At 58.9% G+C, this 23,115-nt stretch carries 21 protein-coding genes; 16 read left to right on the forward strand and 5 right to left on the reverse strand.

Annotation, left to right across the window (positions count from 1 at the left end; all coding sequences use genetic code 11):
- Positions 1 to 2: 2 nt before the first annotated feature.
- Positions 3 to 1,268 carry a YaiO family outer membrane beta-barrel protein gene (locus tag ED236_RS10125; RefSeq protein WP_162299608.1) on the reverse strand — a complete coding sequence of 422 codons (1,266 nt, stop codon included), beginning with the start codon at positions 1,266 to 1,268 and terminating at the stop codon, positions 3 to 5.
- Positions 1,252 to 1,635: a response regulator transcription factor gene (locus ED236_RS10130; protein ID WP_123237846.1), complete on the reverse strand. Its 384-nt coding sequence runs from the start codon at positions 1,633 to 1,635 to the stop codon at positions 1,252 to 1,254. Before ED236_RS10130 ends, ED236_RS10125 begins: the two co-directional genes overlap by 17 nt.
- A 308-nt stretch (positions 1,636 to 1,943) precedes the next feature.
- Between ED236_RS10130 and ED236_RS10135 the strand changes: the two genes are divergently transcribed.
- The 3 genes from ED236_RS10135 to ED236_RS12505 all read left to right on the forward strand — a co-directional run bounded on the left by ED236_RS10135 (position 1,944) and on the right by ED236_RS12505 (position 5,777).
- Positions 1,944 to 4,490: a response regulator gene (locus tag ED236_RS10135; protein ID WP_148042285.1), complete on the forward strand. Its 2,547-nt coding sequence runs from the start codon at positions 1,944 to 1,946 to the stop codon at positions 4,488 to 4,490.
- Positions 4,491 to 4,571: 81 nt separating this feature from the next.
- On the forward strand, positions 4,572 to 4,958 hold the full coding sequence (locus ED236_RS10140) for a response regulator (protein ID WP_123237905.1): 387 nt from the start codon (positions 4,572 to 4,574) through the stop codon (positions 4,956 to 4,958).
- Between the two features lie 75 nt (positions 4,959 to 5,033).
- Complete coding sequence (locus ED236_RS12505) at positions 5,034 to 5,777, forward strand: response regulator (RefSeq protein WP_162299609.1); 744 nt, start codon at positions 5,034 to 5,036, stop codon at positions 5,775 to 5,777.
- Between the two features lie 76 nt (positions 5,778 to 5,853).
- On the opposite strand, the gene ED236_RS10150 is transcribed toward ED236_RS12505, so the two are convergent.
- Together ED236_RS10150 and ED236_RS10155 are read right to left on the reverse strand one after the other, a co-directional pair.
- Complete coding sequence (locus ED236_RS10150; RefSeq protein ID WP_123237848.1) at positions 5,854 to 6,990, reverse strand: MFS transporter; 1,137 nt, start codon at positions 6,988 to 6,990, stop codon at positions 5,854 to 5,856.
- 113 nt (positions 6,991 to 7,103) lie between these two features.
- Positions 7,104 to 9,110, reverse strand: coding sequence for a UvrD-helicase domain-containing protein (locus ED236_RS10155; protein WP_123237849.1), 2,007 nt, complete (start codon positions 9,108 to 9,110; stop codon positions 7,104 to 7,106).
- A gap of 88 nt (positions 9,111 to 9,198) precedes the next feature.
- On the opposite strand from ED236_RS10155, the gene ED236_RS10160 reads away from it, so the two are divergent.
- From ED236_RS10160 to ED236_RS10175, 4 genes are all read left to right on the forward strand, one after another.
- Positions 9,199 to 9,660 carry an MEKHLA domain-containing protein gene (locus ED236_RS10160; protein ID WP_123237850.1) on the forward strand — a complete coding sequence of 154 codons (462 nt, stop codon included), beginning with the start codon at positions 9,199 to 9,201 and terminating at the stop codon, positions 9,658 to 9,660.
- Between the two features lie 31 nt (positions 9,661 to 9,691).
- The gene (gene dhaL, locus ED236_RS10165; protein ID WP_123237851.1) at positions 9,692 to 10,318 is read left to right on the forward strand and encodes a dihydroxyacetone kinase subunit DhaL; all 627 of its coding nucleotides are present in this window, start codon (positions 9,692 to 9,694) and stop codon (positions 10,316 to 10,318) included.
- A gap of 67 nt (positions 10,319 to 10,385) precedes the next feature.
- Positions 10,386 to 11,375 (forward strand): dihydroxyacetone kinase subunit DhaK, encoded by a 990-nt coding sequence (gene dhaK / locus ED236_RS10170; RefSeq protein ID WP_123237852.1) that lies wholly within the window; start codon positions 10,386 to 10,388, stop codon positions 11,373 to 11,375.
- A gap of 159 nt (positions 11,376 to 11,534) precedes the next feature.
- Positions 11,535 to 12,698, forward strand: a complete 1,164-nt coding sequence (locus ED236_RS10175; RefSeq protein ID WP_123237853.1) for a nucleotide sugar dehydrogenase — start codon at positions 11,535 to 11,537, stop codon at positions 12,696 to 12,698.
- A gap of 106 nt (positions 12,699 to 12,804) precedes the next feature.
- Here the strand turns inward: ED236_RS10175 and ylqF are convergent, their stop codons facing one another.
- Entirely contained in the window at positions 12,805 to 13,761 is a 957-nt protein-coding gene (ylqF, locus tag ED236_RS10180; RefSeq protein WP_123237854.1) for a ribosome biogenesis GTPase YlqF, read from the reverse strand.
- A gap of 234 nt (positions 13,762 to 13,995) precedes the next feature.
- On the opposite strand from ylqF, the gene ED236_RS10185 reads away from it, so the two are divergent.
- The 9 genes from ED236_RS10185 (at position 13,996) to ED236_RS12680 (ending at position 22,986) form a co-directional block, all read left to right on the forward strand.
- Positions 13,996 to 14,835, forward strand: coding sequence for a class I SAM-dependent methyltransferase (locus ED236_RS10185; protein ID WP_123237855.1), 840 nt, complete (start codon positions 13,996 to 13,998; stop codon positions 14,833 to 14,835).
- A 4-nt stretch (positions 14,836 to 14,839) separates the two neighbouring features.
- A complete protein-coding gene (locus ED236_RS10190; protein WP_123237856.1) occupies positions 14,840 to 16,348 on the forward strand; it encodes an NAD(P)H-hydrate dehydratase in 1,509 nt (502 codons plus the stop codon).
- Between the two features lie 38 nt (positions 16,349 to 16,386).
- Entirely contained in the window at positions 16,387 to 16,842 is a 456-nt protein-coding gene (locus tag ED236_RS10195; protein WP_240032118.1) for a hypothetical protein, read from the forward strand.
- Between the two features lie 51 nt (positions 16,843 to 16,893).
- Positions 16,894 to 17,157, forward strand: coding sequence for a hypothetical protein (locus ED236_RS12400; RefSeq protein WP_148042286.1), 264 nt, complete (start codon positions 16,894 to 16,896; stop codon positions 17,155 to 17,157).
- A gap of 230 nt (positions 17,158 to 17,387) precedes the next feature.
- On the forward strand, positions 17,388 to 17,765 hold the full coding sequence (gene rpsF / locus ED236_RS10200; protein WP_123237857.1) for a 30S ribosomal protein S6: 378 nt from the start codon (positions 17,388 to 17,390) through the stop codon (positions 17,763 to 17,765).
- 14 nt (positions 17,766 to 17,779) lie between these two features.
- On the forward strand, positions 17,780 to 18,070 hold the full coding sequence (gene priB, locus ED236_RS10205; protein ID WP_123237858.1) for a primosomal replication protein N: 291 nt from the start codon (positions 17,780 to 17,782) through the stop codon (positions 18,068 to 18,070).
- Between the two features lie 10 nt (positions 18,071 to 18,080).
- On the forward strand, positions 18,081 to 18,308 hold the full coding sequence (rpsR, locus tag ED236_RS10210; protein ID WP_123237859.1) for a 30S ribosomal protein S18: 228 nt from the start codon (positions 18,081 to 18,083) through the stop codon (positions 18,306 to 18,308).
- A 12-nt stretch (positions 18,309 to 18,320) separates the two neighbouring features.
- Complete coding sequence (gene rplI / locus ED236_RS10215) at positions 18,321 to 18,770, forward strand: 50S ribosomal protein L9 (protein WP_123237860.1); 450 nt, start codon at positions 18,321 to 18,323, stop codon at positions 18,768 to 18,770.
- Between the two features lie 445 nt (positions 18,771 to 19,215).
- Positions 19,216 to 22,986 (forward strand): beta strand repeat-containing protein, encoded by a 3,771-nt coding sequence (locus tag ED236_RS12680; RefSeq protein ID WP_123237861.1) that lies wholly within the window; start codon positions 19,216 to 19,218, stop codon positions 22,984 to 22,986.
- Positions 22,987 to 23,115 lie beyond the last annotated feature (129 nt).

Consider the following 23,115-nt stretch of genomic DNA (forward strand, 5'->3'; position numbering starts at 1 on the left):
AATCAAAATGCGCGGCGTAGGCCAATACCTATCCCGTTACGCTGATATGAGTCACCCTGCTGGGTCTGATTGAGCTGCCAGCTCACCGCCCAGTCCTGATTGAGCCAGTGGCGGCCATTGAGGCCGAAGCTGTAAACATCGCTGATCAGGAAAGTGGACAGGAACTGATCCGACTCCTCACCGCGGCTATAGCTTGCCGTGATGAAGCTGTTGTCATGGTAATAGCGTGATACTTGTATGCGGTGGTTATACAGGGTGCGCCCTTCGGTGAAAATGGGCGTGGGGCTGTAAGCGAAGCGCCAGTTGCCCACATAACGTTCCACGCCCAAGGGCAATAACGTGGCGCTGGAGGCGTTATATTCGGCATGGCGCACGCCTGCGTGCAGCACCCAGCCGTCATCGAGTGCATATTGCAGGCTGGCCAGCAGGCTGTTCCTGGCGACCACCTTGTGGGCCGGGCTATACATCCCTTCCACGTTCAAGGTCAGCCGTTGATTGAGCGGCAGGTAAGCCCCGGCCATCAGCTCATGGTCCGTTTCGTCGAAACGCTCGCTGCGCCGCAGCGCACCATACACCACTTGGCGCGGACCAATGCGATGGATCAGGTCCAGTTGCACGCCTTGCCAGTTGCGGTTGCCTCGGGACAGGAAGTCCTGGAACAGGCTGAGCTCCACCTGCTGGTCGTGGCGCGGGTCCAGCGTGCGTTCTATGTTGGTGAGCACGATGCCCGGTTCGCTGCTAGCGGGCATCGCTGGCGGTACCAGGTCCCAGCTGGCCTGCGGGAACAGTTGGGCTGCCTCGGTCTGCAGGCTGAGTGCCTGATCGCGTTGCGGTACTTGCAGGCTCATCAAGGCCTGGATATTCAGCCGCCACAGATCGGCATAGGCGGGGTTGTGTTCGCGCGCGGGCGTCACCACATCCAGGGCGGCTTGTGGTTCGCCACCCCAGAGATGGCTTTGCGCCAGCCCGAGGGCGACGTCAGAGTCCTGCGGATAACGTGTCAGCAGCCATTGATACGCCTCTGCGGCCTCGGCATAACGTTGCTGACGCAGCAGGCTGCGCGCCAGCAGGGCGCGGGCTTCGACGTTGTCCGGTTCACTGTTCAATACCTCGCGCAGCAACTGCTCGGCGGCTGCGTAATCTTGCGTCTGCATCTTTTGCTGCGCAGTTTCCAGCGCGGCTGCATGTGCTGCCAGGCTGGCCAGCAGGCAAACCATGGCAAGCGCGTCACGCAGGCGGCTTGTCTGCCGCTCAGGCCGTTTTGACATGACGTCGGATTCTGGCCAGTACTTCATTCGGCTGGAAGGGTTTGACTACATAATCATTGGCCCCCAGCTCCAGTGCCCGCACGATGTCGCTTTCGTGGGACTTGGTGGTGAGCATGATGATGATGGTGTCTTTCCAGCTGGCTTGTTCACGCATCTGGCGCAGTAGCTCGATGCCATCCACATAGGGCAGCATGATGTCCAGGATCACCAGATGAGGCGGTGCTTCCGGGGTGATCAGTGCAGTTGCGGCACGGCCGTCTTCCAGTACTTGAGTGTCATAACCCGCCCGCTGCAGCAAAAATTGCAGCAGCATGGCGATCGAAGGGTCATCTTCGATCACCAGGGCAGTGGGTAGATTGTCTGCCATATAGCATCCTACGAACTAAAAATTAGCAACTAAAATCAGGTGCGGTGCGTCTGGCTGGGCATGGGATGATGCGCCTGGCTTGAATAACAGCACTCTAAAAATTAACCATACTTTGAAGCTGATGCCGATTAACACTATGCTTGAAAATTGATTGCCGGCATTCGGCATCGACACATTAACCTGAATTCGAGCCGCTCAATTCGATGAACTACGAGGTTATTCTGCAGTTTGGCGTTACCGGAAAATGATTCATCATGCATAAAATAGCCTGATAACATCATACCTGAAACGAATAAAAGGATGCTGCCGTGCCATTGAAACAGCAACTCAGCAAGTCCACCACCTCGCTACTGGTGATCGTCACGGGGCTGGTATTACTGATCGGCTTTGCCATCTGGAGCTACATGCGATTACTCGAATCGCAAAGCTGGAGCGAACATACCTACGAAGTCCTGACCCATGTCGCGGAGCTGGAAAGCCTGATGCTCTCGGACCGTGGCCTGAGCCTGTGCGTGGCCACTGGCGACGGGCGCCTGACCGAAAAGCCGGGCTGGGAGAAGCGCCTGGACACCCAACTGGCTCTGCTCAAGCAACTTACGGCGGATAATCCAGTACAGCATAGCAATGTGCTCAACATCGAGAAGCGCATGCGTGACTGGCAGCTGGAGTATGTGTTCCCAGCGCAGCGTGCCTGTGAACAGGCACGCGCCGGTGCCAACAAACCGGAGCTGGCGTTTCAGCTGGCCGGGATCGCAGAGCGGCATCACCGTGACATCGGCCAGCTGATCGGCTATGTCAGTGAAAGCGAGCAGGCCTTGCTGACCGTGCGCCAGAACAATAACCGCCGCACCCAGCATGTCACCAATCTGCTGCTATTGCTGGGCATGCTCAGCCTGGCGATGCTGATCCTGGTGTTTTTGCGCACGCAGCTGCGTTCGGCACGTGAGTTGCAGCAGGCCAATCAGCAGCTGCAGGACACCCTGACCGCACAGACGCAGATACAGGCGGATCTGGCCGCCGCTGAAGCGCGTGCTTCCGCCATCGTCGACAATGTGTCGGACGCCATCGTCATCCTCAACACCGAAGGCCGCATCGGCAGTTTCAACCGTGCAGCGGAACGTATCTTCGGGCACCGCGAGCAAGACATACGGGAGCACAATCTGTTGATGCTGTTCCCGCCCGATCAGGAAGTGCTGGCCATGCAGGATTTCCTGGCATTCGAGGCGGACGCCGAAGCCTGCGCACTGGGCACGGTGGATTACGAGATGGAGGGCTTGCGCCGCAATGGCGTGCGCTTCCCGCTGGAGCTGTCCATCAGCCAGATGCGCGTCAACGACACCTTGTATCTGATCGCTTTGATGCGCGATGTGACCGAACGCAAGCGTGTGGAAAAGATGAAGAACGAGTTCGTTTCCACCGTCAGCCATGAACTGCGCACGCCGCTCACGGCGATCCGTGGGGCACTGGGCCTGGTCAGCGGCACCATGACGGCAGATATCCCGGCGTCCATGCGCAGCCTGGTGGAGATCGCCACCAGCAACAGCGAACGTCTGGTGCGCCTCATCAACGACATCCTGGACATCGAGAAGATCGAATCCGGCCACATGCGCTTCGACCTCAGCGTACAAACCCTGTCCAGGTTGTTGGAGCAGGCGGTACAGGCCAACCGTCATTATGCCGAGCAGTTCGGTGTGACACTTAGTATCCGTCCGCCCGTGCCTGCCTGTGAACTCCGCGTGGATGCAGACCGGTTCATGCAGCTGATGGCCAACCTGCTTTCCAATGCCGCCAAGTTCTCGCCGCCTGGCCAGCAAGTGGAGATCGAAGCCAGCGTGCAAGGTCAGGATGTGGTGGTCAAGGTCATGGACCGGGGCGCTGGCATCCCGGCCAATTTCCGCGACAAGATCTTCCAGAAATTCTCGCAGGCGGATAGCTCCGACACGCGCGCCAAGGGCGGCACTGGCCTGGGCTTGAGTATCTGCAAAGCCATCGTGGAGCAGATGGGCGGCAGCATGGGTTTTGACAGCGTGGAGGGCAAAGGCACCACCATGCATTTCAGCCTGCCTTTGCTAAGACAACTGGAGCTGCCTGTGCAGCAGCCGGTCTTGAGTGACACGGCGCGACTACTGGTGTGTGAGGATGACCCGGATATCGCCAGCCTGCTGCAGATGATTTTGCGTCAGGCCGATTTCAATGTGGATGTGGCCCATGATGCGGATACGGCATTGCGCATGTTGCTGGAGGGCAATTACAGCGCGCTGACGCTGGACATCGCCCTGCCGGGTAAGGACGGCCTCAGTCTGCTGCACGAATTGCAGCAGTACGAAAAGACGCGTGCATTGCGCGTGGTGGTGGTATCTGCCAAGGCGGCAGAGGCGCGTGCCAGTTTGTTCAGAACCAGCCAGGAGGCGGAGCAGGGCATGGTGGTCGACTGGCTGGAGAAGCCCATCGATCAGGCCAGACTGCTGCGTAGCATAGGGGTGGCGCGTCAGGATGCCAGCGGCCCCCTGCGCGTGTTGCATGTGGAAGACGATGCCGATATCCGTACCGTGGTCGGCGCCATGCTGGCAGGTAAATGCGAGCTGAAAGCCGCCGCCACGCTGGCAGAGGCTTACCAGTGCTGTGCCAGTGGCAGCTTTGACGTGATCATTCTGGATCAGGGCTTGCCGGATGGCTCCGGCCTGGATCTGTTGCCTTATCTCGCCAGCCATGGAATCACCACGCCAGTGGTGGTGTTCTCTGCCAACGAGGTGGACGATCCGGACGCGGTCAGTGCCAGCCTGGTCAAGTCACGCACCAGCGACCAGCAACTGCTGGACACCATCCTGGGCCTGGCCAGGACCGGTCGTCAATAGGCCGACCAGCTTGAAAATGCAGGTGCTGGGTCGATCGCCATCAGGCGCTATCCAGCACAATGGAATGAAAGGAAAACGATGATGCAAGCATTGAAACATATCGCCTATGTGGAAGATGAAGCGGATATCCGTACCGTGGCGCAAATGGCCCTGCAGATGGTGGGCGGCTACGAGGTGAGTCTGTATGCTTCCGGGGAAGAAGCGCTGCAAAAGCTGCCCTTGTCCATGCCGCAGCTCGTGCTCATGGATGTGATGATGCCGGGTCAGGATGGCCCGACCACACTGAGCGAGCTGCGCAAACTGCCTGCCTGTGCCGATCTGCCGGTGATCTTCATGACGGCCAAGGCACAACAAAGCGAGATCGCTTATTACAAATCGCTGGGCGCACTGGATGTGATCACCAAGCCGTTCGACCCGATGGCACTGTCGGCCACCGTTGAGCGCATCTGGACTGCACACCAGTCCTAGCCTGCTTGTCAGCCCACTCAGCTAGCTTACTGGCCTACCCCTGCCACATGAGCACAGCCACATGAGCACAGCCACATGAGCACAGCCACCAGCGACATAAGCAAATTGCAGCGCATCCTGCTGCTGGAAGACGATGCCGATATCCGTACCATTGCCAGCCTGGCGCTGACCCAGCTGGGTGGTTTCTCTGTGCTGGCCTGCGAACATGGGCAACAGGCCCTGCAGCAGGCGGCTGCCTTCGAGCCGCAGCTATTCCTGTTCGATGTGATGCTACCAGGCCTGGACGGGCCTGGCACTTTGTTGCAGCTGCGCGAGCAGGCGATGTTTGCCAGCACGCCGGTCATCTTCATGACCACCAAGACACAGCAGCAGGACCACCAGCGTTATCAGCAACTGGGCGCCGCTGGCGTGATAGCCAAGCCCTTCGACCCGGCTACCCTCCCCGATCAGATCGGGCTGATCTGGTCAGGGCTGCGCCAGCGAGCTGCGCCTGCGGACGATCTATCGGCACTTTTGGCGGTGAAACTGCAGGAGCTGTCATTGCACTTTCGTGCGCAATTGCCGACACGCCTGCAGACCCTGCAGCGGTTGCTGCAGCAGGCGGTGCACGATCAGGTGCAGCTGCTAGATGCGATACGTGAAGCCCACAGTCTGGCTGGGGCAGGTGGTACCTTCGGCTTGGGGTGGCTGTCCGAGCAAATGGCGGAGGTCGAGGGCGCGTTGCTGACAGCCAGACAGGCGGGCGGCTTGCTGTCTGAGCTGGCCGACCAATTGCAACATCAGATCGCACAGGTACAGCAACAGATGGCGCTGGACTAGTATCTGGCTGCTTGATCCAATGCGCGAGTTTGAGTCAGCCTATCACCACGGACTTTAGCCAGCGACGTCCGGCTGCCTAGCCACCCCGCATGCTATGCAGCGTCAATGCCAGACCGCATAGCGCCACTGCGGTGCCAGCCAGCGCCACGGCAGGCAGCCCGAGTTCAAAGTGGATCACCGCACCCCCCAGAAAAGCGCCGCCAGCATTGCCCAGGTTGAACGCACTCTGATTGACGGTAGAGGCCATCAGCGGCGAATCCCCGGCGCGCTGCATGGCATTGGTCTGCAAGCCTGGCCCCACGGCAAAGCTGGCTACCGCCCAGATGAAAACGGTGACCAGGGCTGGCCAGGTGGCCGACATGGTCCAGGAGAACAGCGCGCTCATCACTGCCATGCCGATCAGCGACAAGGCGATGGTGGGCATCAGTTTCCAGTCCGCCAGTTTGCCGCCGATGTTGAGGCCTATGGTCGCAGCGATGCCCAGTGCCACCAGCATGGCACTCACTGCATGTGGCGTCAGACCGGACTGGTCTTGCAGGATAGGGGTGATGTAAGTGAACACGGTGAACACGCCGCCAAAGCCGATCACCGTGATGGCCATGGCCAGCAACACCGCAGGGCGGGTGACCGCGCGAAGTTCGGCACGCAGGTCAGGCTTGGGCATGTGGCTCAGGTCCGGGATGAAGCGCCATACCGCCAGCAGTGCCAGCACGCCGCATGCAGAAACGGTCCAGAACGGCATGCGCCAGTCAGTCAGCTGGCCCAGCAGGGTGCCCAGTGGCACGCCCAGCACATTGGCCAGCGTCAGGCCGGTGAACATCAGGGCCAGCGCGCGCGAGCTTTGACCGGGGGGCGCGAGATGCAGCGCCACCACCGCCCCGATGCCAAAGAATGAGCCATGACTGAGTGCGGTGAACACGCGTGCCGCCGCCAGCATGCCATAATCAGGCGCCAGTGCGCACAACGCGTTTCCCAGCACGAACACCCCCATCAAGCCCAGCAGGGTGGCCTTGCGTGGCAAGCGGATGGTGAGGGCTACCACCAGCGGGCCGCCTATCACCACGCCCAGTGCATACACCGTCACCAGGTTGCCGGTGGCGGGGATGGAGGCATGAAGGCTATGCGCGATATCCGGCAGCAGGCCCATGGGCAGAAACTCGGTCATGCCTATGCAGAAGGCACCAGCCGCCAAGGCCAACATCCAGCTACCCATCAGTACCCAGTTCCAGTGCTTGTGTGGATATGCAAGGCGCGCTGGAGCAGTGTCGCAGCGAAGTGCTTTGCAGGCATGCCTAAATCAGTCAGTAGTTTCATGGGCTGAGGGGTTCATTTCCCCAGCATGGCGCGGATCTGCGCCATGCGTTCGCGGCCATGTTCCTTGCTGGCCACCGGGTCGGCACTGGGGCTGCCAAAGTGCCGCACGTCATCGGCTGGCAGTTCGGCGATGAAACGGCTGGGTTCGCAGGCCTCGGTCTCACCGGCGCGTTTGCGCTTGCGGCACCAGGAGATGTGCAGTGATTTCTGCGCACGCGTGATACCCACATACATCAGGCGACGCTCTTCCTCGACACGGTCGGTGTCGATGCTCTCGCGGTGCGGCAGGATGCCTTCCTCGCAGCCGATCAGGAACACGTGGCCATATTCCAGGCCCTTGGCGGCATGCAGCGTGGACAGTTTGACGGCATCCGGCTCACCGTTCTCGCGGCCTTCCAGCATGCTCATCAGCGACACCATCTGCGTCAGTTCCAGCAGATTGCGGCCATCGTCACCGCCTTCGCTCTCCGGCTCGCTTTTCTTTTTGAGCCAGCCTATGAATTCCTGCAGGTTGTTCCATTTGGTCTCGGCGCTGCGCGATTCCTCGCTGTCATACAGAAAGGCTTCGTACTGGATGCCATTCAGCAGGTCGTCCAGCACTTCACCGGCCGGGTCGCGCACGGCGCGCTCCTGCAGGCGCTGGATGTACTGACAGAAGGTGAGCAGGTCATCCAGCTGCTTGTTGCCCAGCTCGCGCTGGAACTCGCCCTCGAACGCGGCGGCAAACAAGGACAGATGATGTGCGCTGGCATAGGTGCCCAGGCGCTCCAGTGTGGTGTTGCCTATGCCTTTCTTGGGTGTGGTGGCGGCGCGGATGAACGCCGGGTCGTCGTCTTCGTTGGCGATCAGGCGCAGATAACTGACGATGTCCTTGATCTCGGCCTTATCAAAGAAGGACTGGCCGCCGGAGATGGTGTACGGGATCTTGTTGTTGCGCAGCTGTTGCTCGATGATGCGCGCCTGATGATTGCCACGGTACAGGATGGCGTAATCGGCATGGCGCGTGCGGTGCTCGAATTTGTGCGCCATCAACTTCATGACCACGGATTCCGCTTCGTGATCCTCGTCACGCGCGGCACTCACCTGCAACTGCTCGCCGGTGCCCAGGTCGCTCCACAGTTTTTTGTCGAACAGTTTGGGGTTGTTGGCGATGACCTGGTTGGCCGCGCGCAGGATGCGCACCGTGGAGCGGTAGTTCTGCTCCAGCTTGATGACCTTGAGGCGGCTGAAGTCCTCGGTGAGCTGGCGCAGGTTCTCCACATCCGCGCCGCGCCAGCCGTAGATGGCCTGGTCATCGTCGCCCACCGCCGTGAAGCGGCCTTCGATGCCGGTCAGCAGCTTGACCAGCCGATACTGACAACTATTGGTGTCCTGATATTCATCGATGAGCAGGTATTTAAGTTTGCGCTGCCATTTTTCCAGCGCTTGCGGGTGCTGCTCGAACAGCTCCACGGGCAGCTTGATCAGGTCATCAAAATCCACCGCCTGGTAGGCTTTCAGGGTTTGCTGATACAGCTGGTACACCTTGGCGGCAGCGACTTTCAGTTCGTCGTCCGCGCTGGCTTTGGCCTGATCCGGCGACATGAACGCGTTCTTCCAGCTGGAGATCTGCCACTGCGTCTTGCGCAGCAACTGCTTGTCCGTGGTGGCCAGCACATCGGACAGGATCTTGAAGCTGTCAGCACTGTCCAGGATGGAGAATTGTGGTTTGTAGCCCAGTAGTGCGGCTTCTGCGCGCAACATCTGCAAGCCCAGCGAGTGGAAAGTGGCGATGGTCAGGCCTTTGGTGGATTTGCCTTCCATCAGTTGCGCCACACGTTCCTGCATCTCGCGTGCCGCCTTGTTGGTGAAGGTGATGGCGGCGATCTCACGCGGGCTGTAGCCGCATTGCTCGATCAGATACACGATCTTGTGAGTGATGACGCGGGTCTTGCCACTGCCTGCGCCTGCCAGTACCAACAGTGGGCCATCCAGGTATTTTGCAGCTTCCCGTTGCGGGGCGTTGAGTTTCGACAGCATGTGCGGTTAACTAAATGAACAGCAAACAGTGTATAGGCTGAGCAGGTCAGTAGTCACTGCCATTGTCGCTATCGGCATATAATCGGCCATGGCCAACGACAAGTACACCCGTGTCAACGATGACGTTTTCCTGCAGCAGCACAGCCTGCTGCTGTGCCAGAGTTACCGGCACTGGACCGGTCAGGACCTGTTGCTGGCCGAGCCCGGCCAACTGGTGTCAACCCTGATGCAGGCGCCATTCGCCGTAGTATCGCATGACACGCAGGACGACCCCATCTTCAACTATGCCAATCTGCGCGCCCAGCAACTGTTTGGCATGGACTGGCAGCAGATCACCGCATTACCCTCTCGCTTGTCTGCCGAAGCGATGCTGAGGGAAGAACGTGCCATGCTGCTGGAACGTGTGCAAACAAACGGGTATATCGACGACTATTGTGGTGTGCGTATCGCCAGCGATGGCAGCTGCTTCACCATCCGTAATGCGACGGTCTGGAATCTGATCGATAGTCAGGGCCGCTACTGTGGTCAGGCGGCGAAATTCGATGTGTAGCTATAAAAGTAACAAGGAGCAAGAGACAGGTATGAATACCGACGACATCCTGAACGCCATCATGGCAGTCGACCAGGCGCTGGCCGCCCATGAAGCCGAGATCGAATCACTGGACCGCGCCATTGGTGATGGCGATCATTACATCAATATTTCGCGCGGCAGTCAGGTGGCCGTCGCCATGCGTGGCGAACTGGCGGCACTATCGCCCGATGCGGCATTGCAAAAGCTGGCCATGAAGCTGCTGTCCACCATAGGCGGCGCATCTGGCCCGCTGGTTGCCAGCTTTTTCATGGGTATGGGCAAGGCTATCAAGGAACACAACAGCAGCCTGGCCGATGTGGCGGCCGCCTTTGCTGCTGGTGTGGAGGCGATCCGCGCACGTGGCAAAGCCGATCTGGGCGAAAAGACCATGCTGGACGTATTGATCCCGGTGTCGCGCTGCTTCACCGAGCTGACGGCGGCTGGTGCTGAACCCAGGCTGATTTTTAAGGAACTGAAACAGGTGGCCGAGCAGGGCATGCTGAGTACGCGTGACCTTGTCGCCACCAAAGGCCGTGCCGCTTTTCTGGGCGACCGTGCCATCGGCCATATCGACGCCGGTGCCAAGAGCAGCCAGGTGATGGTCAGCGCCGTGTGTGACCTGGCTCTGCAGACATAGTCAGCGTTTCGTCTCGTTTCCATACACCAGATTCAAACCGCACAGCAAACCTAGCAGGGGAGACAGCATGAAAAAATTCATCAACAAGGTCAATGATGTCCTGGTCGAAAGCCTGTCCGGCTTTGCCATGGCGCATCAGGACATCGTGCAACTGCATCTGGACCCGCACTTTGTGGTGCGCGCCAACAAAGCCAGCAACAAGGTGGCGCTGATCTCCGGTGGTGGCTCCGGTCACGAACCGCTACACGCCGGTTTTGTCGGTTATGGCATGCTGGACGCGGCCTGTCCCGGCCATGTGTTCACCTCGCCCAGCCCGGACCAGATGCTGGCCGCGGCCGAAGCCGTGGATGCAGGCAAAGGCGTGCTGTTCATCGTCAAGAACTACGCCGGTGACGTGATGAACTTCGAGATGGCAGCCGAGATGCTGTCCGTGCCCAATGCCACGGTGCTGACCAGTGACGACGTGGCCGTGGAGAACTCCACCTGGACCAGCGGCCGCCGTGGTGTGGCGGGCACCGTCATCGTCGAGAAGGTGGTGGGCAGCCTGGCGGAAACCGGTGCCGACCTCGCGGCATGCAAGGCGCTGGGCGACAAGGTCAACCAGCGCACCGGCTCCATGGGCGTGGCGCTGACCAGCTGTACCGTGCCAGCGGCCGGGCGTGCCACCTTCGATATCGGCGACAACGAACTGGAGATGGGCGTGGGCATCCACGGCGAGCCAGGTCGCCGGCGTGAAGCCATGCGTCCGGCCGATGCCATCGTGGCCGATCTGGTAGCAGCCATCCTGCATGACCTCAAGCCAGCGGCGGGTGCCGAAGTGTTGTTGATGGTGAACGGCTTTGCCGCCACGCCGCTGATGGAGCTGTATCTCTTGTACCACAGTGCGGAAAAGCTGTTGAAGGCACAGGGTCTGATCGTGAGCCGTTCGCTGGTGGGCAATTACACCACCGCGCTGGATATGGCCGGTGCTTCCATCACGCTATGCCTGCTGGATGACGAGATCAAACAGCACTGGGACAGCCCGGTGCATACGGCGGGCCTGCGCCGCGGCTGCTGAATCTTGCAATTGCTGTTTGGCCGCGCACCTGCATGCCCGGCTAGGCATCGTCATTAAATCGATATAAAAGTGACTTGTTAATGACGTATTAGTATCACTGCTTATTCATGTTGTATCACTATGATTTGTCACCACAATGACACATCAGCAAAGTGCAACATGAACATCAGTGTGGTTGGTATCGGCTACGTAGGCTTATCGAATGCGATCTTGCTGGCACAGCATCACGCGGTGACCATGCTGGATGTGGAGCCTGCCCGGGTCGACATGGTCAATCGCAGGGAGTCGCCCATTTCGGATCCCGAGATCAGCCACTATCTGCAGACGGATCTCAATCTGGGCGCCACGCTGGATAAAACGCTGGCTTACCGTGACGCAGAACTGGTCATCGTGGCCACGCCCACCGACTACGATATACAAAGCAATTTCTTCAACACCGGCTCGGTGGAAGCGGTCATCAAGGATGTGCTGGCCATCAATCCGGCTTGTCTGATCGTGATCAAATCCACGATTCCGGTGGGCTACACAGCCAGTATCCGGCTGCAGTTCAATAGCGATAACATCATCTTCTCGCCCGAGTTCCTGCGCGAAGGCAAGGCGCTCACCGACAACTTGTACCCGTCGCGTATCGTGGTGGGCGAGCGCTCCGAACGTGCCCGTCAGTTCGCTGCACTGATGCAGCAAGGGGCCATCAAGCAGGATATCCCGGTGCTGCTTACCGACAGTGATGAGGCGGAAGCGATCAAGCTGTTTGCCAACACCTACCTGGCCATGCGGGTGGCCTACTTCAACGAGCTGGATACTTATGCGGCCGCGCATGGATTGAACAGTCGTCAGATCATCGACGGCGTTTGTCTGGACCCGCGTGTCGGCCAGCATTACAACAACCCGTCGTTTGGCTATGGCGGCTATTGCCTGCCCAAGGATACCAAGCAGCTGCTCGCCAACTACCGGCAAGTGCCGCAGAACCTGATACGCGCCATCGTGGATGCCAATACCACGCGCAAGGATTTCATCGCGGACGAGGTGATACGCAGGCAGCCGCGCGTGGTGGGGATACACCGTTTGATCATGAAGGCGGGTTCGGATAATTTCCGCACCAGCAGCATCCAGGGCATCATGAAGCGCATCAAGGCCAAAGGTATCGAAGTGATCGTGTACGAGCCGGTGCTCAAAGAGGCCGAGTTCTTCCGCTCGCGCGTGGTGAATGATCTGGAGGCGTTCAAGCGTGAGGCGGATATCATCGTGGCCAATCGCCACACGCCGGATCTGGCTGATGTGACGGACAAGGTCTACACGCGTGACCTTTTCGGGGCTGACTGACGGCGCCAGACTACTTACGCTTGGGTTAGGCGCCGGATTCTGTAAGCCTGGATTCTGCAAGACCAGAATCTGTGTGACAGAACCAGTAGTTCATTATTTTGTAAGCTTAATCCGGTGCGGCAGATTTCAGGCTGGGAGAATCAGTCTCTGCATCCTGGTCTGATGCTTCAGTCGCGCTGTCCGGCTGATGTTTGCGCTGCTCGGCTACCCGTTGCTGCATGAGCGCGCGGCTGTCGGGTGTCTCCAGGCTGACCCGTCCCAGTGCACCACTGCGGTAGTCGGTCAGCAGTGCCATCGCGGCTTTTTCCATGTCCGCCTCGCCACCCTTGAGGCGGTAGCCGCGACGTTTGGCCACGTGCTCCACCAGATCCACGCCATCCATGCCGCTGACATCGGTCTTGTAACGCGCATTCAACAATGCCGGATAGCGTTCCAGCAACACATTGCCCAGAAAGATCGCCACGTCCTCGTCAATGACGGCATTGCGACCGATAGCGTGACTGGCGGCCAGCATGAAGCCGTCACTGTCGTATTCGATCTTGGGCCACATCATGCCCGGGGTGTCGGTGATGCTCATGGTGTCGTCCAGCTCGAAACGCTGCTGCGATTTGGTCACCGCCGGCTCGTCGCCCACTTTAGCGATACGGCGGTTCAGCAGTGCGTTCATCAGCGTGGATTTACCCACGTTGGGGATGCCCATGATCATCATTCGCAAGGGCTTCAGCGAACTGCCGCGGTGTGGTGCCAGTGCGCGACAAAGGCTAGGGATCTTGTTGGCGTCGCCTGGCTTCTTGCAGGACAAGGCCACGGCTTTAACGCCGGGCTGGCGGTTGAAGTGATTGAGCCAGGCCTGCGTGGCGGCCGGGTCGGCCAGGTCGGCCTTGTTGAGGATCTTGAGGTTGGGGCGCTGCCGGAACAGGCGCAGCTGCTCGATCATGGGATTGTGGCTGGCTTCGGGCAGACGCGCATCCAGCACTTCGATGACCACATCGATGAATTCCATGGTTTCCGCGGCTTTTTTGCGCGCGGAGGTCATGTGGCCCGGGTACCATTGAATCGCCATTACTGCTCCGTTTGAAAATAAAAAAATGTCGGCGTGCCTTGCCGTACCAAGATGTACTGTCTGCGGCACGCCTTCGCGTCTTTTTCGATTTTGAAACGGCGCTTGCTGTTGGGCAGGCGCGCTGGTCTTCAGCAGACATTTTCAGCAGACAATCACGCGGGCGGTTAGCAGGTGCTTGCCACGAAACGGGATTTTAACATTCAATGCCGTCAGCCCCTCGGTTAAACTTATGCCATGACCTTAATCCCCGAAATCAAGCCACAACAATCCATCGCCTTGCTGAAGGCGCTGCATATCCTCACGCGTGACGGAAAACTCAATCAGGACACGCGCCGCAAGCTCAAACAGGTGTATCACCTGTACCAGTTCATCGAACCCCTGATGCAGGAGGTCATGGATAAACAAAGTGACCTGAGCCTCGTGGATCATGGCGCCGGCAAGTCCTATCTTGGTTTCATCCTGTATGACCTGTTCCTGAAACAGCAGCCCGCCGGGCAGGTGATCGGCATCGAGACGCGTGCCGAGCTGGTGCAGAAATCGCGTGAACTGGCCGCTGAGCTGGGCTTTGAGCGCATGGCGTTCGAGCACTTGAGTGTGGAGCAATCCATGCATGCGCCACAGATCCCGGCACGCGTGGACATGGTCACCGCGCTGCACGCATGCAATACCGCAACGGATGATGCCATCCGCTTTGGTCTGGCCCGCAAGGCGCAGTTCATGGTGCTGGTGCCGTGCTGTCAGGCCGAGGTGGCGGAAGTGTTACGCCGTCACAAGAATGCGTCGTTCGGCCTGACGCCGTTGTCCGAGTTGTGGCGTCACCCCATCCATACCCGCGAATTCGGCAGCCAGATCACCAATGTGCTGCGCTGCCTGCAGCTGGAAGCGCATGGCTATCAGCTCACCGTGACCGAGCTGGTGGGTTGGGAGCATTCCATGAAGAACGAACTGATCATCGCGCGCCGTACCGGCAAGCCGCGTGGCGATGCGCAGCAGCGCCTGGCCGACATCCTGCTTAGCCTGAATCTGGAAAGCCTGCGCGCGCGCTTCATGCCCGAGGCGCTGACGGCGGATTGAAGCCATGACGCCGCTCCTCTTGAGGTCTCAGATCCATGCGCTCGAACTGGCGCATGCTGCGTTGCCACTGATGCAGCGTGCCGGTGCTGCCATCGCGGCCTATGTGCGCCAGATCGCCCTGCCGGGGTCGCGTCTGCTGGTGCTGGCCGGGCCCGGCAACAATGGTGGCGATGCACTGGTGGCTGCCAGCTTGTTGCATCATGACTATGTACTGAACGTCGTGATGTTCGGTGACCCCCAGCGTCTGCCCGATCAGGCAGCGCAGGCCTGCCGGGATTGGCAGGCGAGTGGAGGCGAGCTGCATACAGCGCTCCCTGTGCTGGGTGACACACCAGGCTACGCACTGGTACTGGACGGTTTGTTTGGCATAGGCCTGGCGCGGCCACTGCAAGGCGGGGCTGCCGCGCTGGTGCAGCAGGTCAACGCGCTGGGTGTGCCAGTGCTGGCGCTTGATGTGCCGAGCGGCTTGTGCGCTGACACCGGCGCTGTGCTGGGGGTGGCGATCCAGGCGCGCTACACCTTGACCTTCCTTGCTCACAAGCCAGGCTTGTATACCCATGATGGCCCGGATCATGCCGGGCGGGTGCAGTTGGCTAGGCTGGATGTGCCGGGGCCGGATGTTGCCGATTTGGTGGCCGGGGATGCGGGCGTGGCCGGGTACGGTCACTTGCTGGACGCACCAGGTGAGCTGCACGCCTTGAAGCGGCGGCTTAACTCCAATAAAGGCAATCATGGCCGTGTGGCGGTGATCGGAGGGGCCGGCGGCATGATGGGAGCCGCTTTGCTGGCAGCGCGGGCGGCACTGCTGTGCGGCGCAGGACGTGTCTATGCAGGTTTGCTCGATGCACAGGCATATGGATTGGATTATTTGTACCCAGAGCTCATGTTGCGCGATCCGCTGCCGTTAACTGAGGTAGATGCCGCAGATTGTGTGGTGCTGGGGCCGGGCCTGGGGCAGGGTGATCTTGCCTTGTACCTGCTGGAAGCGGCCTTGAGACTGCCGGCACCACTGGTGCTGGATGCGGACGCGCTGAATCTGATGGCATGCACCCCCACCTGTGCCGAGCAGTCATGCGCGCGGAGTGCAGCCACCATCATCACCCCACATCCGGGAGAAGCCGCGCGGTTGCTGGCTTGCAGCGTAGCCGAGGTGCAGCAGGACCGGATCGGTAGCGCCATCCGCCTGGCGCAGCAGTATGCGGCCATTACGGTGCTCAAAGGCTGTGGCAGCGTGATCGCTACACCGGCTGGGCACTGGTGGATCAACCGTAGCGGCAATCCCGGTTTGGCCAGTGCCGGTATGGGAGATGTCTTGGCAGGCATCATCGCCGCTTTGCTGGTACAGGGCCTGCAGCCGCAGCAGTCGGTGCTGACAGCAGTGCATCTGCATGGTGCGGCCGCAGATGGTCTGGTGGCTTCCGGGATAGGCCCGCTGGGCTTGACGGCTTCGGAAGTGGGGCTGCAAGCAAGGCGTATTCTTAATCTCTGGCTGGCGAGAGCTGACGCCAGTTAAGTCAGGCGGTAACCATCAAGAAAGGCAGTGGATACACAATGAGCAGCACGAAACAGAACAAGGTCAAGGGGCTGGTATGCCCGTCAGTGATAACGGTATTGGCGCTGTTTGCGACATCCTTGCAGGCAGCAGCCACTTTCACCGGCCAGGACTACAGCGGCGTGTACGATTGCATGGGTCAGGACGGACATGAGGGCCAATATGCGGGTGTGGTCACCATGCGCTTGCAGCCTGAACATAGCCATGGCGACTACGCCAGTTATGATTTCAAGCTGGAAGTACCCGAATACGGCGTCTACCTGGGGCATGCAGCGGCTCACGGCGCTCAGGTGGCCATGCATTTTGGCCTGAGCGATCCTGCCACACAGGATGTGGGCACCGGAGTGGCGACCATGAGCACGGATGCTCGGGGGCGCCTGACGTTCCATAAGTTCTATTATCAGCCGGCTTACAAGGGGGGTAACACCGGCACCGAAGATTGCACCCGGCGCTAGCGGTGCGGACGGCCGTGTGGTCACGAAGGGCGTGACGACAAGAAAGAAACTATGCATCGCCGGTCGGTAAGTCATCGAAGATCGAGTGAGCGTCTTCTGGCGCGCTGTGGCTTCAATCGCTGGATCAAGGCCGGGCTATTGTTGCTACTGTTCGGTTGGGGGCCCTTGCTGCTGGTATTGCTCGCATCCTGGCTGGGCTTGTGGCAGAACCTGGACCCGGTCGGCCTGGGCTTGTTGTTTGTGGTGACCCTGATCCCGGCGCTGGCCTGTCTGGGTATAGGCTTGCTGCAGAGCTGGATCAACAAGTCCGAATGACGCTGATGAAACGCGGTCAGGCGGCATGTCTGGCCGCCCTCCGCTCATTGCCTTCCAAGCTTGCGCCTGCCCTAAATGCCGGCATAGAAATGATTGATTCCTCACATTAATTCTGTCGGCATTGTGGATTATTCCTTGATTCACCCCCGCATTCCGCCTATAATCGCGCGCTTTCCACCTTGCTGCACTGTTAACGCATGACAGGCAGCTACTAACCATAAGGAGATTACATGCGCCATTACGAGATCGTATTTATCGTCCATCCGGACCAGAGCGAGCAAGTGCCCGCCATGATCGAGCGCTATCGCACGCTGGTCACTTCCAACGAAGGTGCAATCCACCGTCTGGAAGACTGGGGTCGCCGCCAACTGGCTTACCCGATCCAGAAGATCCACAAGGCACACTACGTGCTGATGAACATCGAGTGCAACCAGTTCGTGCTGGATGAGCTGGAACACGCGTTCAAGTTCAACGATGCCGTGCTGCGTCATCTGACCATCGCCACCAAGGACGCTGTGACCGCACCTTCCCCGATGATGAAGGAAGAGAAGTCCAAGTCCGTGCTGACCAAGGACGCTGCGCCAGCTGCCGAGGTGGCTGCCGCCTAACCGGCGCTTGCTCAATGAACAGGCTGGCCATATCCGGCATGATCGCCGGGCTGGCAGTGCTGCGTTACACCCCGGCCGGCATCCCGGTGCTGGAGCTGGTGATAGAACACCAGTCCGAGCAAACCGAAGCCGGCATGGCACGACGGGTCAACTGTGCAGTGAATGCGGTGATCATGGGCAAACTGGCCGAGCAATCGACCACACTGACCAACGGTACCGCGATCAAGGCCACAGGATTCCTCGCCAAACGCAGCATGAAAAGCACACAGCTGGTTTTACACATCGATACATTAGAGATTATTTAAGGATTCAATCATGGCAAGAGATATGTTCAAGCGTCGCCGCTACTGCCGTTTCTCGGCAGAGGGCATCAAGGAAGTGGATTACAAGGATGTAGACCTGCTCAAGGACTTCATCACCGAGAACGGCAAGATCATTCCAGCTCGCATCACCGGTACCAAGGCCCGTTATCAGCGTCAACTGACCTCCGCGGTCAAGCGTGCGCGTTTCCTGGCACTGCTGCCTTACACCGACAAGCACTAAGAGGAGCCTGACATGCAAATTATTCTTCTGGAAAAAGTGGTTAACCTGGGTAACCTCGGTGACGTGGTCAAGGTCAAGGATGGCTACGGCCGTAACTTCCTGATCCCTCAAGGCAAGGCCAAGCGCGCCACCGAAGCCAACAAGGCTGAGTTCGCTGCACGCCGTGCCGAGCTGGAAAAGCTGCAAGCCGAGCAACTGGTGGCTGCACAAGCCCGTGGCGAAAAGCTGGCTGGTTTCCTGCTGCAAGTATCGCAAAAGGCTGGCGTTGATGGCCGTCTGTTCGGTTCCGTGACCAACGGCGACATCGCCGAAGGCCTGACCGCACAAGGCTTTGAAGTGGCCAAGTCGGAAGTACGTCTGCCAGAAGGCCCGCTGAAGACCGTGGGTGACCACGTTGTCAGCGTTGCTCTGCACCATGACGTTGTCGTTGAGATCACCGTCTCGGTACTCGGCGAGCAGTAATCTGCTTGTGATCCGCTTCTGACGGATGCAGCAAGCCTGCAAAAGCCCCATCGCAAGATGGGGCTTTTTTATTGCCTTAACCCCACCCATGACTCGGCACTGAGTCGCTTCTTTCTCTCTGTTACCAGCAGCCAAGCGGCTGCGGAGTGCATTTCCGTTTTTTTATCGCTCATGCATCCGAAACGTCACGGGACGCGTACATCTAAACGTAACTCTAAAAATCTGCTGTGCATGGCTGTGCCATGCCGGCATTGAATATTCAATTACTGATGCCAACAAATTGTTTGCGTTGTTTTATATTCGTTAAGTAATATTTATTGAATAAATTATCTGATGACGACAGATGGAAACGTCAGTAACTCAAGTTTTAACGAAGCAAGTCGTGTTTTCAAAGTAGGTCCGGTACTAGCAGCATTTATTTTAAATAACTGTTTGGAGGATTGTGATGGCAGACCCGATTATTGGTACAGAAATGGATGATGTGCTTCCAGGCACACCAGGTGATGACGTGATCATTGGTGGTGCAGGCAATGATGAGCTATCTGGTGGGGACGGTAATGATGTTCTGAACGGTGGCGAAGGAGACGACACCATCAACGGAGGTAACGGCAACGACATGGTGGAGGCCTACAACCTGGCCACAGACGGATCGGATCAGATCGATCTGGGGGCAGACCTGGACCTTGTGAATGTTTCTTCTACTGGCGCTAGCCAGATACGCCTCAGCTTCACCAGCACTGAAGTCGGTAACGGCAGCGCAACAGAAAGTGGTCTGGTCGCTGGCCAGGATGGTGGTCTGGCCGTGCGTATCCAGGCTGAAGACGCCATGGGTGACCTGACCGGCAATATCGGCCGTGCTGACGATGAAGGTATCGCATTCGCCGCACCGGAAGGCACCACTTTTGATGTGCGCGATATTTCGGGCACACAACGCGGCGATCGCTTCAATCTGGTGGTGCTTGGCACCCAGGGCACCGACATGTTCAACACCGTTCCCCTGGAGTTCGCTGGCAATGTCTATGCAAATGGCGGTGCTGGCGATGATGTGTTCCGCGGTGGTGCGGGTGACGATCTTGCTGTTGGCGGTGGTGGTCACGATGTGGTGGAAAGTTATGACCTGGCCACTGGTGGCACAGACAGCTTTATCGGTGGCGCTGGCGATGATGTGTTCAACATTTCTGCTACAGGTTCGAGTCAGATCCGGGTGAGCTTCACCAGTGCCGAGGTGGGTAACGGTAATGTGAACGACGCGGGTAATCTCGCTAATCAGGACGGTGGCCTGGCGGTGCGTTTGCAGGCGGAGGATGCGCTGGGCAACCTGACCGGTAACGTAGGCCGTGCGGACGACGAAGGCATCAGTTTTGTGGCGGGTGCGGGCACCACGCTGGATGTACGTGACCTGGTCTCGGGCGTTGCGCGAGGTGACCAGTTCAAGGTGGCGACACTGGGCACCAATGGCAATGACGTGTTTGACGAAACCGGCGAGACGGTCAACTACTACATCAATGCAGGTGCTGGTAACGACAGCCTGGTGGGTGGTAATGGCAACGACTTCCTGGTGGGCGGTGCAGGTAATGACACGCTGAATGGCGGCAATGGCAACGACAGCTTCATTGGTGGCGGTGGCAATGATCTGGTTCTTGGCCGTAACGGCAACGATGTGGTGGCCGCTTACAACCTGGCAACGGACGGCGTGGACCGGATGAACCTGGGTGCGGGCGATGACATCGTCAACGTGTCGTCCACGGGTGCGAGTCAGATCCGGGTGAGCTTCACGAGTGCGGAAGTGGGTAATGGCAACGCGAATGATGCAGGTGTGCTTGCGAATCAGGACGGCAGTCTGGCGGTACGTCTGCAGGCTGAGGATGCGCTGGGCAACCTGACCGGCAACGTAGGCCGTGCGGATGACGAAGGCATCAGTTTTGTAGCGGGCGCAGGCACCACGCTGGATGTGCGTGACCTGGTCTCGGGCGTTGCGCGTGGTGACCAGTTCAAGGTGGCGACGCTGGGTACCAATGGCAATGACGTGTTTGACGAAACCGGTGAGACGGTCAACTACTACATCAATGCAGGTGCTGGTAACGACAGCCTGGTGGGTGGCGACGGCAACGACTTCCTGGTGGGCGGTGCTGGCAACGACAGCCTGTTCGGTGGGTTCGGTAATGACAGCTTCATCGGCGGCGGTGGTGATGACCTCATCAATGGTGGTGCAGGCCATGATGTGGTGGCGGCTTACAACCTGGCTACAGATGGTGTGGATCAGATCGATCTGGGTGCTGATGACGATACCCTGAATGTTTCAGCCACAGGCGCGAGCCAGATCCGTGTGACCTTCACCAGCGCCGAGGTAGGCAACGGTAACGCGAACGATGCGGGTGTGCTTGCCAACCAGGATGGTGGTCTGGCGGTACGTCTGCAGGCTGAGGATGCGCTGGGCAATCTGACCGGCAATGTGGGTCGTGCGGACGACGAAGGCATCAGCTTTGTGGCGGGCGCAGGCACCACGCTGGATGTGCGTGATCTTACCAACGGGGCTGCGCGTGGCGATCAGTTCAAGGTAGCCACGCTGGGCAGCAATGCCAATGACGTGTTCAACGAAACCGGCGAAACCGTCAATTACTACATCAATGCAGGTGCCGGTAATGACAGCCTGACCGGTGGCAGTGGCAACGACTTCCTGGTGGGTGGTGCTGGCAATGACAGTCTGAACGGTGGTATCGGTAACGACAGCTTTATTGGTGGCGGTGGCAATGACCTGGTTCTGGGCGGTGTAGGTAACGACACGGTGGTAGCCTACAACCTGGCGTCAGATGGCGCTGACCGCATCAATCTGGGGTCTGGCGACGACATCGTCAATGTGTCGTCCACGGGTGCCAGCCAGGTGCGCGTCACATTCACCAGTGCCGAAGTGGGTAACGCCAAAGCCAATGATGGCAACAGCCTTGCCAATCAGGACGGTGGCTTTGCAGTACGCTTGCAGGCGGAGGATGCGCTGGGCAACCTGACCGGCAACGTAGGCCGTGCGGATGACGAAGGCATCAGTTTTGTAGCGGGCGCAGGCACCACGCTGGATGTGCGTGACCTGGTCTCGGGCGTTGCGCGTGGTGACCAGTTCAAGGTGGCGACGCTGGGTACCAATGGCAATGACGTGTTTGACGAAACCGGTGAGACGGTCAACTACTACATCAATGCAGGTGCTGGTAACGACAGCCTGGTGGGTGGCGACGGCAACGACTTCCTGGTGGGCGGTGCAGGTAATGACACGCTGAATGGCGGCAATGGCAACGACAGCTTCATTGGTGGCGGTGGCAACGACCTGGTTCTTGGCCGTAACGGCAACGATGTGGTGGCCGCTTACAACCTGGCAACGGACGGCGTGGACCGGATGAACCTGGGTGCGGGCGATGACATCGTCAACGTGTCGTCCACGGGTGCGAGTCAGATCCGGGTGAGCTTCACGAGTGCGGAAGTGGGTAATGGCAACGCGAATGATGCAGGTGTGCTTGCGAATCAGGACGGCAGTCTGGCGGTACGTCTGCAGGCTGAGGATGGCTTGGGCAATCTGACCGGTAACGTAGGCCGTGCGGACGACGAAGGCATCAGTTTTGTAGCGGGCGCAGGCACCACGCTGGATGTGCGTGACCTGGTCTCGGGCGTTGCGCGTGGTGACCAGTTCAAGGTGGCGACACTGGGTACCAATGGCAATGACGTGTTTGACGAAACCGGTGAGACGGTCAACTACTACATCAATGCAGGTGCTGGTAACGACAGCCTGGTGGGTGGCGACGGCAACGACTTCCTGGTGGGCGGTGCTGGCAACGACAGCCTGTTCGGTGGGTTCGGTAATGACAGCTTCATCGGCGGCGGTGGTAGTGATGTGTTTGTGGATGCCGAGTTTTCCACCGGGCAAACCCTCGCACTTTCTGACACCATTTTCGACTTTACAACCGCAGTGGACACGATCGATACCGAGGTTGAGTTCGGTGTGCAGATCGTCGATGGCAGTGCATTCGCTGACTTTGATGCCTTCCTGGCGGCAGCCGATGAGTCCAATGAGACCATGGATGTGTTTGTGGCATTCAATGCCGCTGGCTCTGGTAATGCCTGGGTGTATGTCGATCATGACCAGAATGGTGATATCAATAGCCCGGACAGCATCATTACCCTGGTTGGCATCAACACAGCCGCTGAGATCGCAGTGTCGGACTTTGTCTGATCAGGCGGCTTGTCATCTCAAGCCGATGAGATGAGCAAGGCACTTATCGGAAGCACGCCGCAATTGACGTGTTGAGATGTCAGTAGAAAAAACGCCCTGAGCAATCAGGGCGTTTTGTTTATTGACGCC

This window comes from Pseudomethylobacillus aquaticus (assembly GCF_003730115.1).
GTDB lineage: Bacteria > Pseudomonadota > Gammaproteobacteria > Burkholderiales > Methylophilaceae > Pseudomethylobacillus > Pseudomethylobacillus aquaticus.

Coding starts and splice junctions, on each gene's coding strand:
- dhaL (WP_123237851.1), top strand. CDS start 9,692: ATGAATACCGACGACATCCTGAACGCCATCATGGCAGTCGACCAGGCG.
- ED236_RS10155 (WP_123237849.1), bottom strand. CDS start 9,110: ATGCTGTCGAAACTCAACGCCCCGCAACGGGAAGCTGCAAAATACCTG.
- rpsF (WP_123237857.1), top strand. CDS start 17,388: ATGCGCCATTACGAGATCGTATTTATCGTCCATCCGGACCAGAGCGAG.
- ED236_RS10195 (WP_240032118.1), top strand. CDS start 16,387: ATGAGCAGCACGAAACAGAACAAGGTCAAGGGGCTGGTATGCCCGTCA.
- ED236_RS10160 (WP_123237850.1), top strand. CDS start 9,199: ATGGCCAACGACAAGTACACCCGTGTCAACGATGACGTTTTCCTGCAG.
- ED236_RS10125 (WP_162299608.1), bottom strand. CDS start 1,268: ATGTCAAAACGGCCTGAGCGGCAGACAAGCCGCCTGCGTGACGCGCTT.
- ED236_RS12505 (WP_162299609.1), top strand. CDS start 5,034: ATGAGCACAGCCACCAGCGACATAAGCAAATTGCAGCGCATCCTGCTG.
- ED236_RS10130 (WP_123237846.1), bottom strand. CDS start 1,635: ATGGCAGACAATCTACCCACTGCCCTGGTGATCGAAGATGACCCTTCG.
- ED236_RS10150 (WP_123237848.1), bottom strand. CDS start 6,990: ATGGGTAGCTGGATGTTGGCCTTGGCGGCTGGTGCCTTCTGCATAGGC.
- ED236_RS10140 (WP_123237905.1), top strand. CDS start 4,572: ATGCAAGCATTGAAACATATCGCCTATGTGGAAGATGAAGCGGATATC.
- rplI (WP_123237860.1), top strand. CDS start 18,321: ATGCAAATTATTCTTCTGGAAAAAGTGGTTAACCTGGGTAACCTCGGT.
- ED236_RS10185 (WP_123237855.1), top strand. CDS start 13,996: ATGACCTTAATCCCCGAAATCAAGCCACAACAATCCATCGCCTTGCTG.
- dhaK (WP_123237852.1), top strand. CDS start 10,386: ATGAAAAAATTCATCAACAAGGTCAATGATGTCCTGGTCGAAAGCCTG.
- rpsR (WP_123237859.1), top strand. CDS start 18,081: ATGGCAAGAGATATGTTCAAGCGTCGCCGCTACTGCCGTTTCTCGGCA.
- priB (WP_123237858.1), top strand. CDS start 17,780: ATGAACAGGCTGGCCATATCCGGCATGATCGCCGGGCTGGCAGTGCTG.
- ylqF (WP_123237854.1), bottom strand. CDS start 13,761: ATGGCGATTCAATGGTACCCGGGCCACATGACCTCCGCGCGCAAAAAA.
- ED236_RS10175 (WP_123237853.1), top strand. CDS start 11,535: ATGAACATCAGTGTGGTTGGTATCGGCTACGTAGGCTTATCGAATGCG.
- ED236_RS10190 (WP_123237856.1), top strand. CDS start 14,840: ATGACGCCGCTCCTCTTGAGGTCTCAGATCCATGCGCTCGAACTGGCG.
- ED236_RS12680 (WP_123237861.1), top strand. CDS start 19,216: ATGGCAGACCCGATTATTGGTACAGAAATGGATGATGTGCTTCCAGGC.
- ED236_RS12400 (WP_148042286.1), top strand. CDS start 16,894: ATGCATCGCCGGTCGGTAAGTCATCGAAGATCGAGTGAGCGTCTTCTG.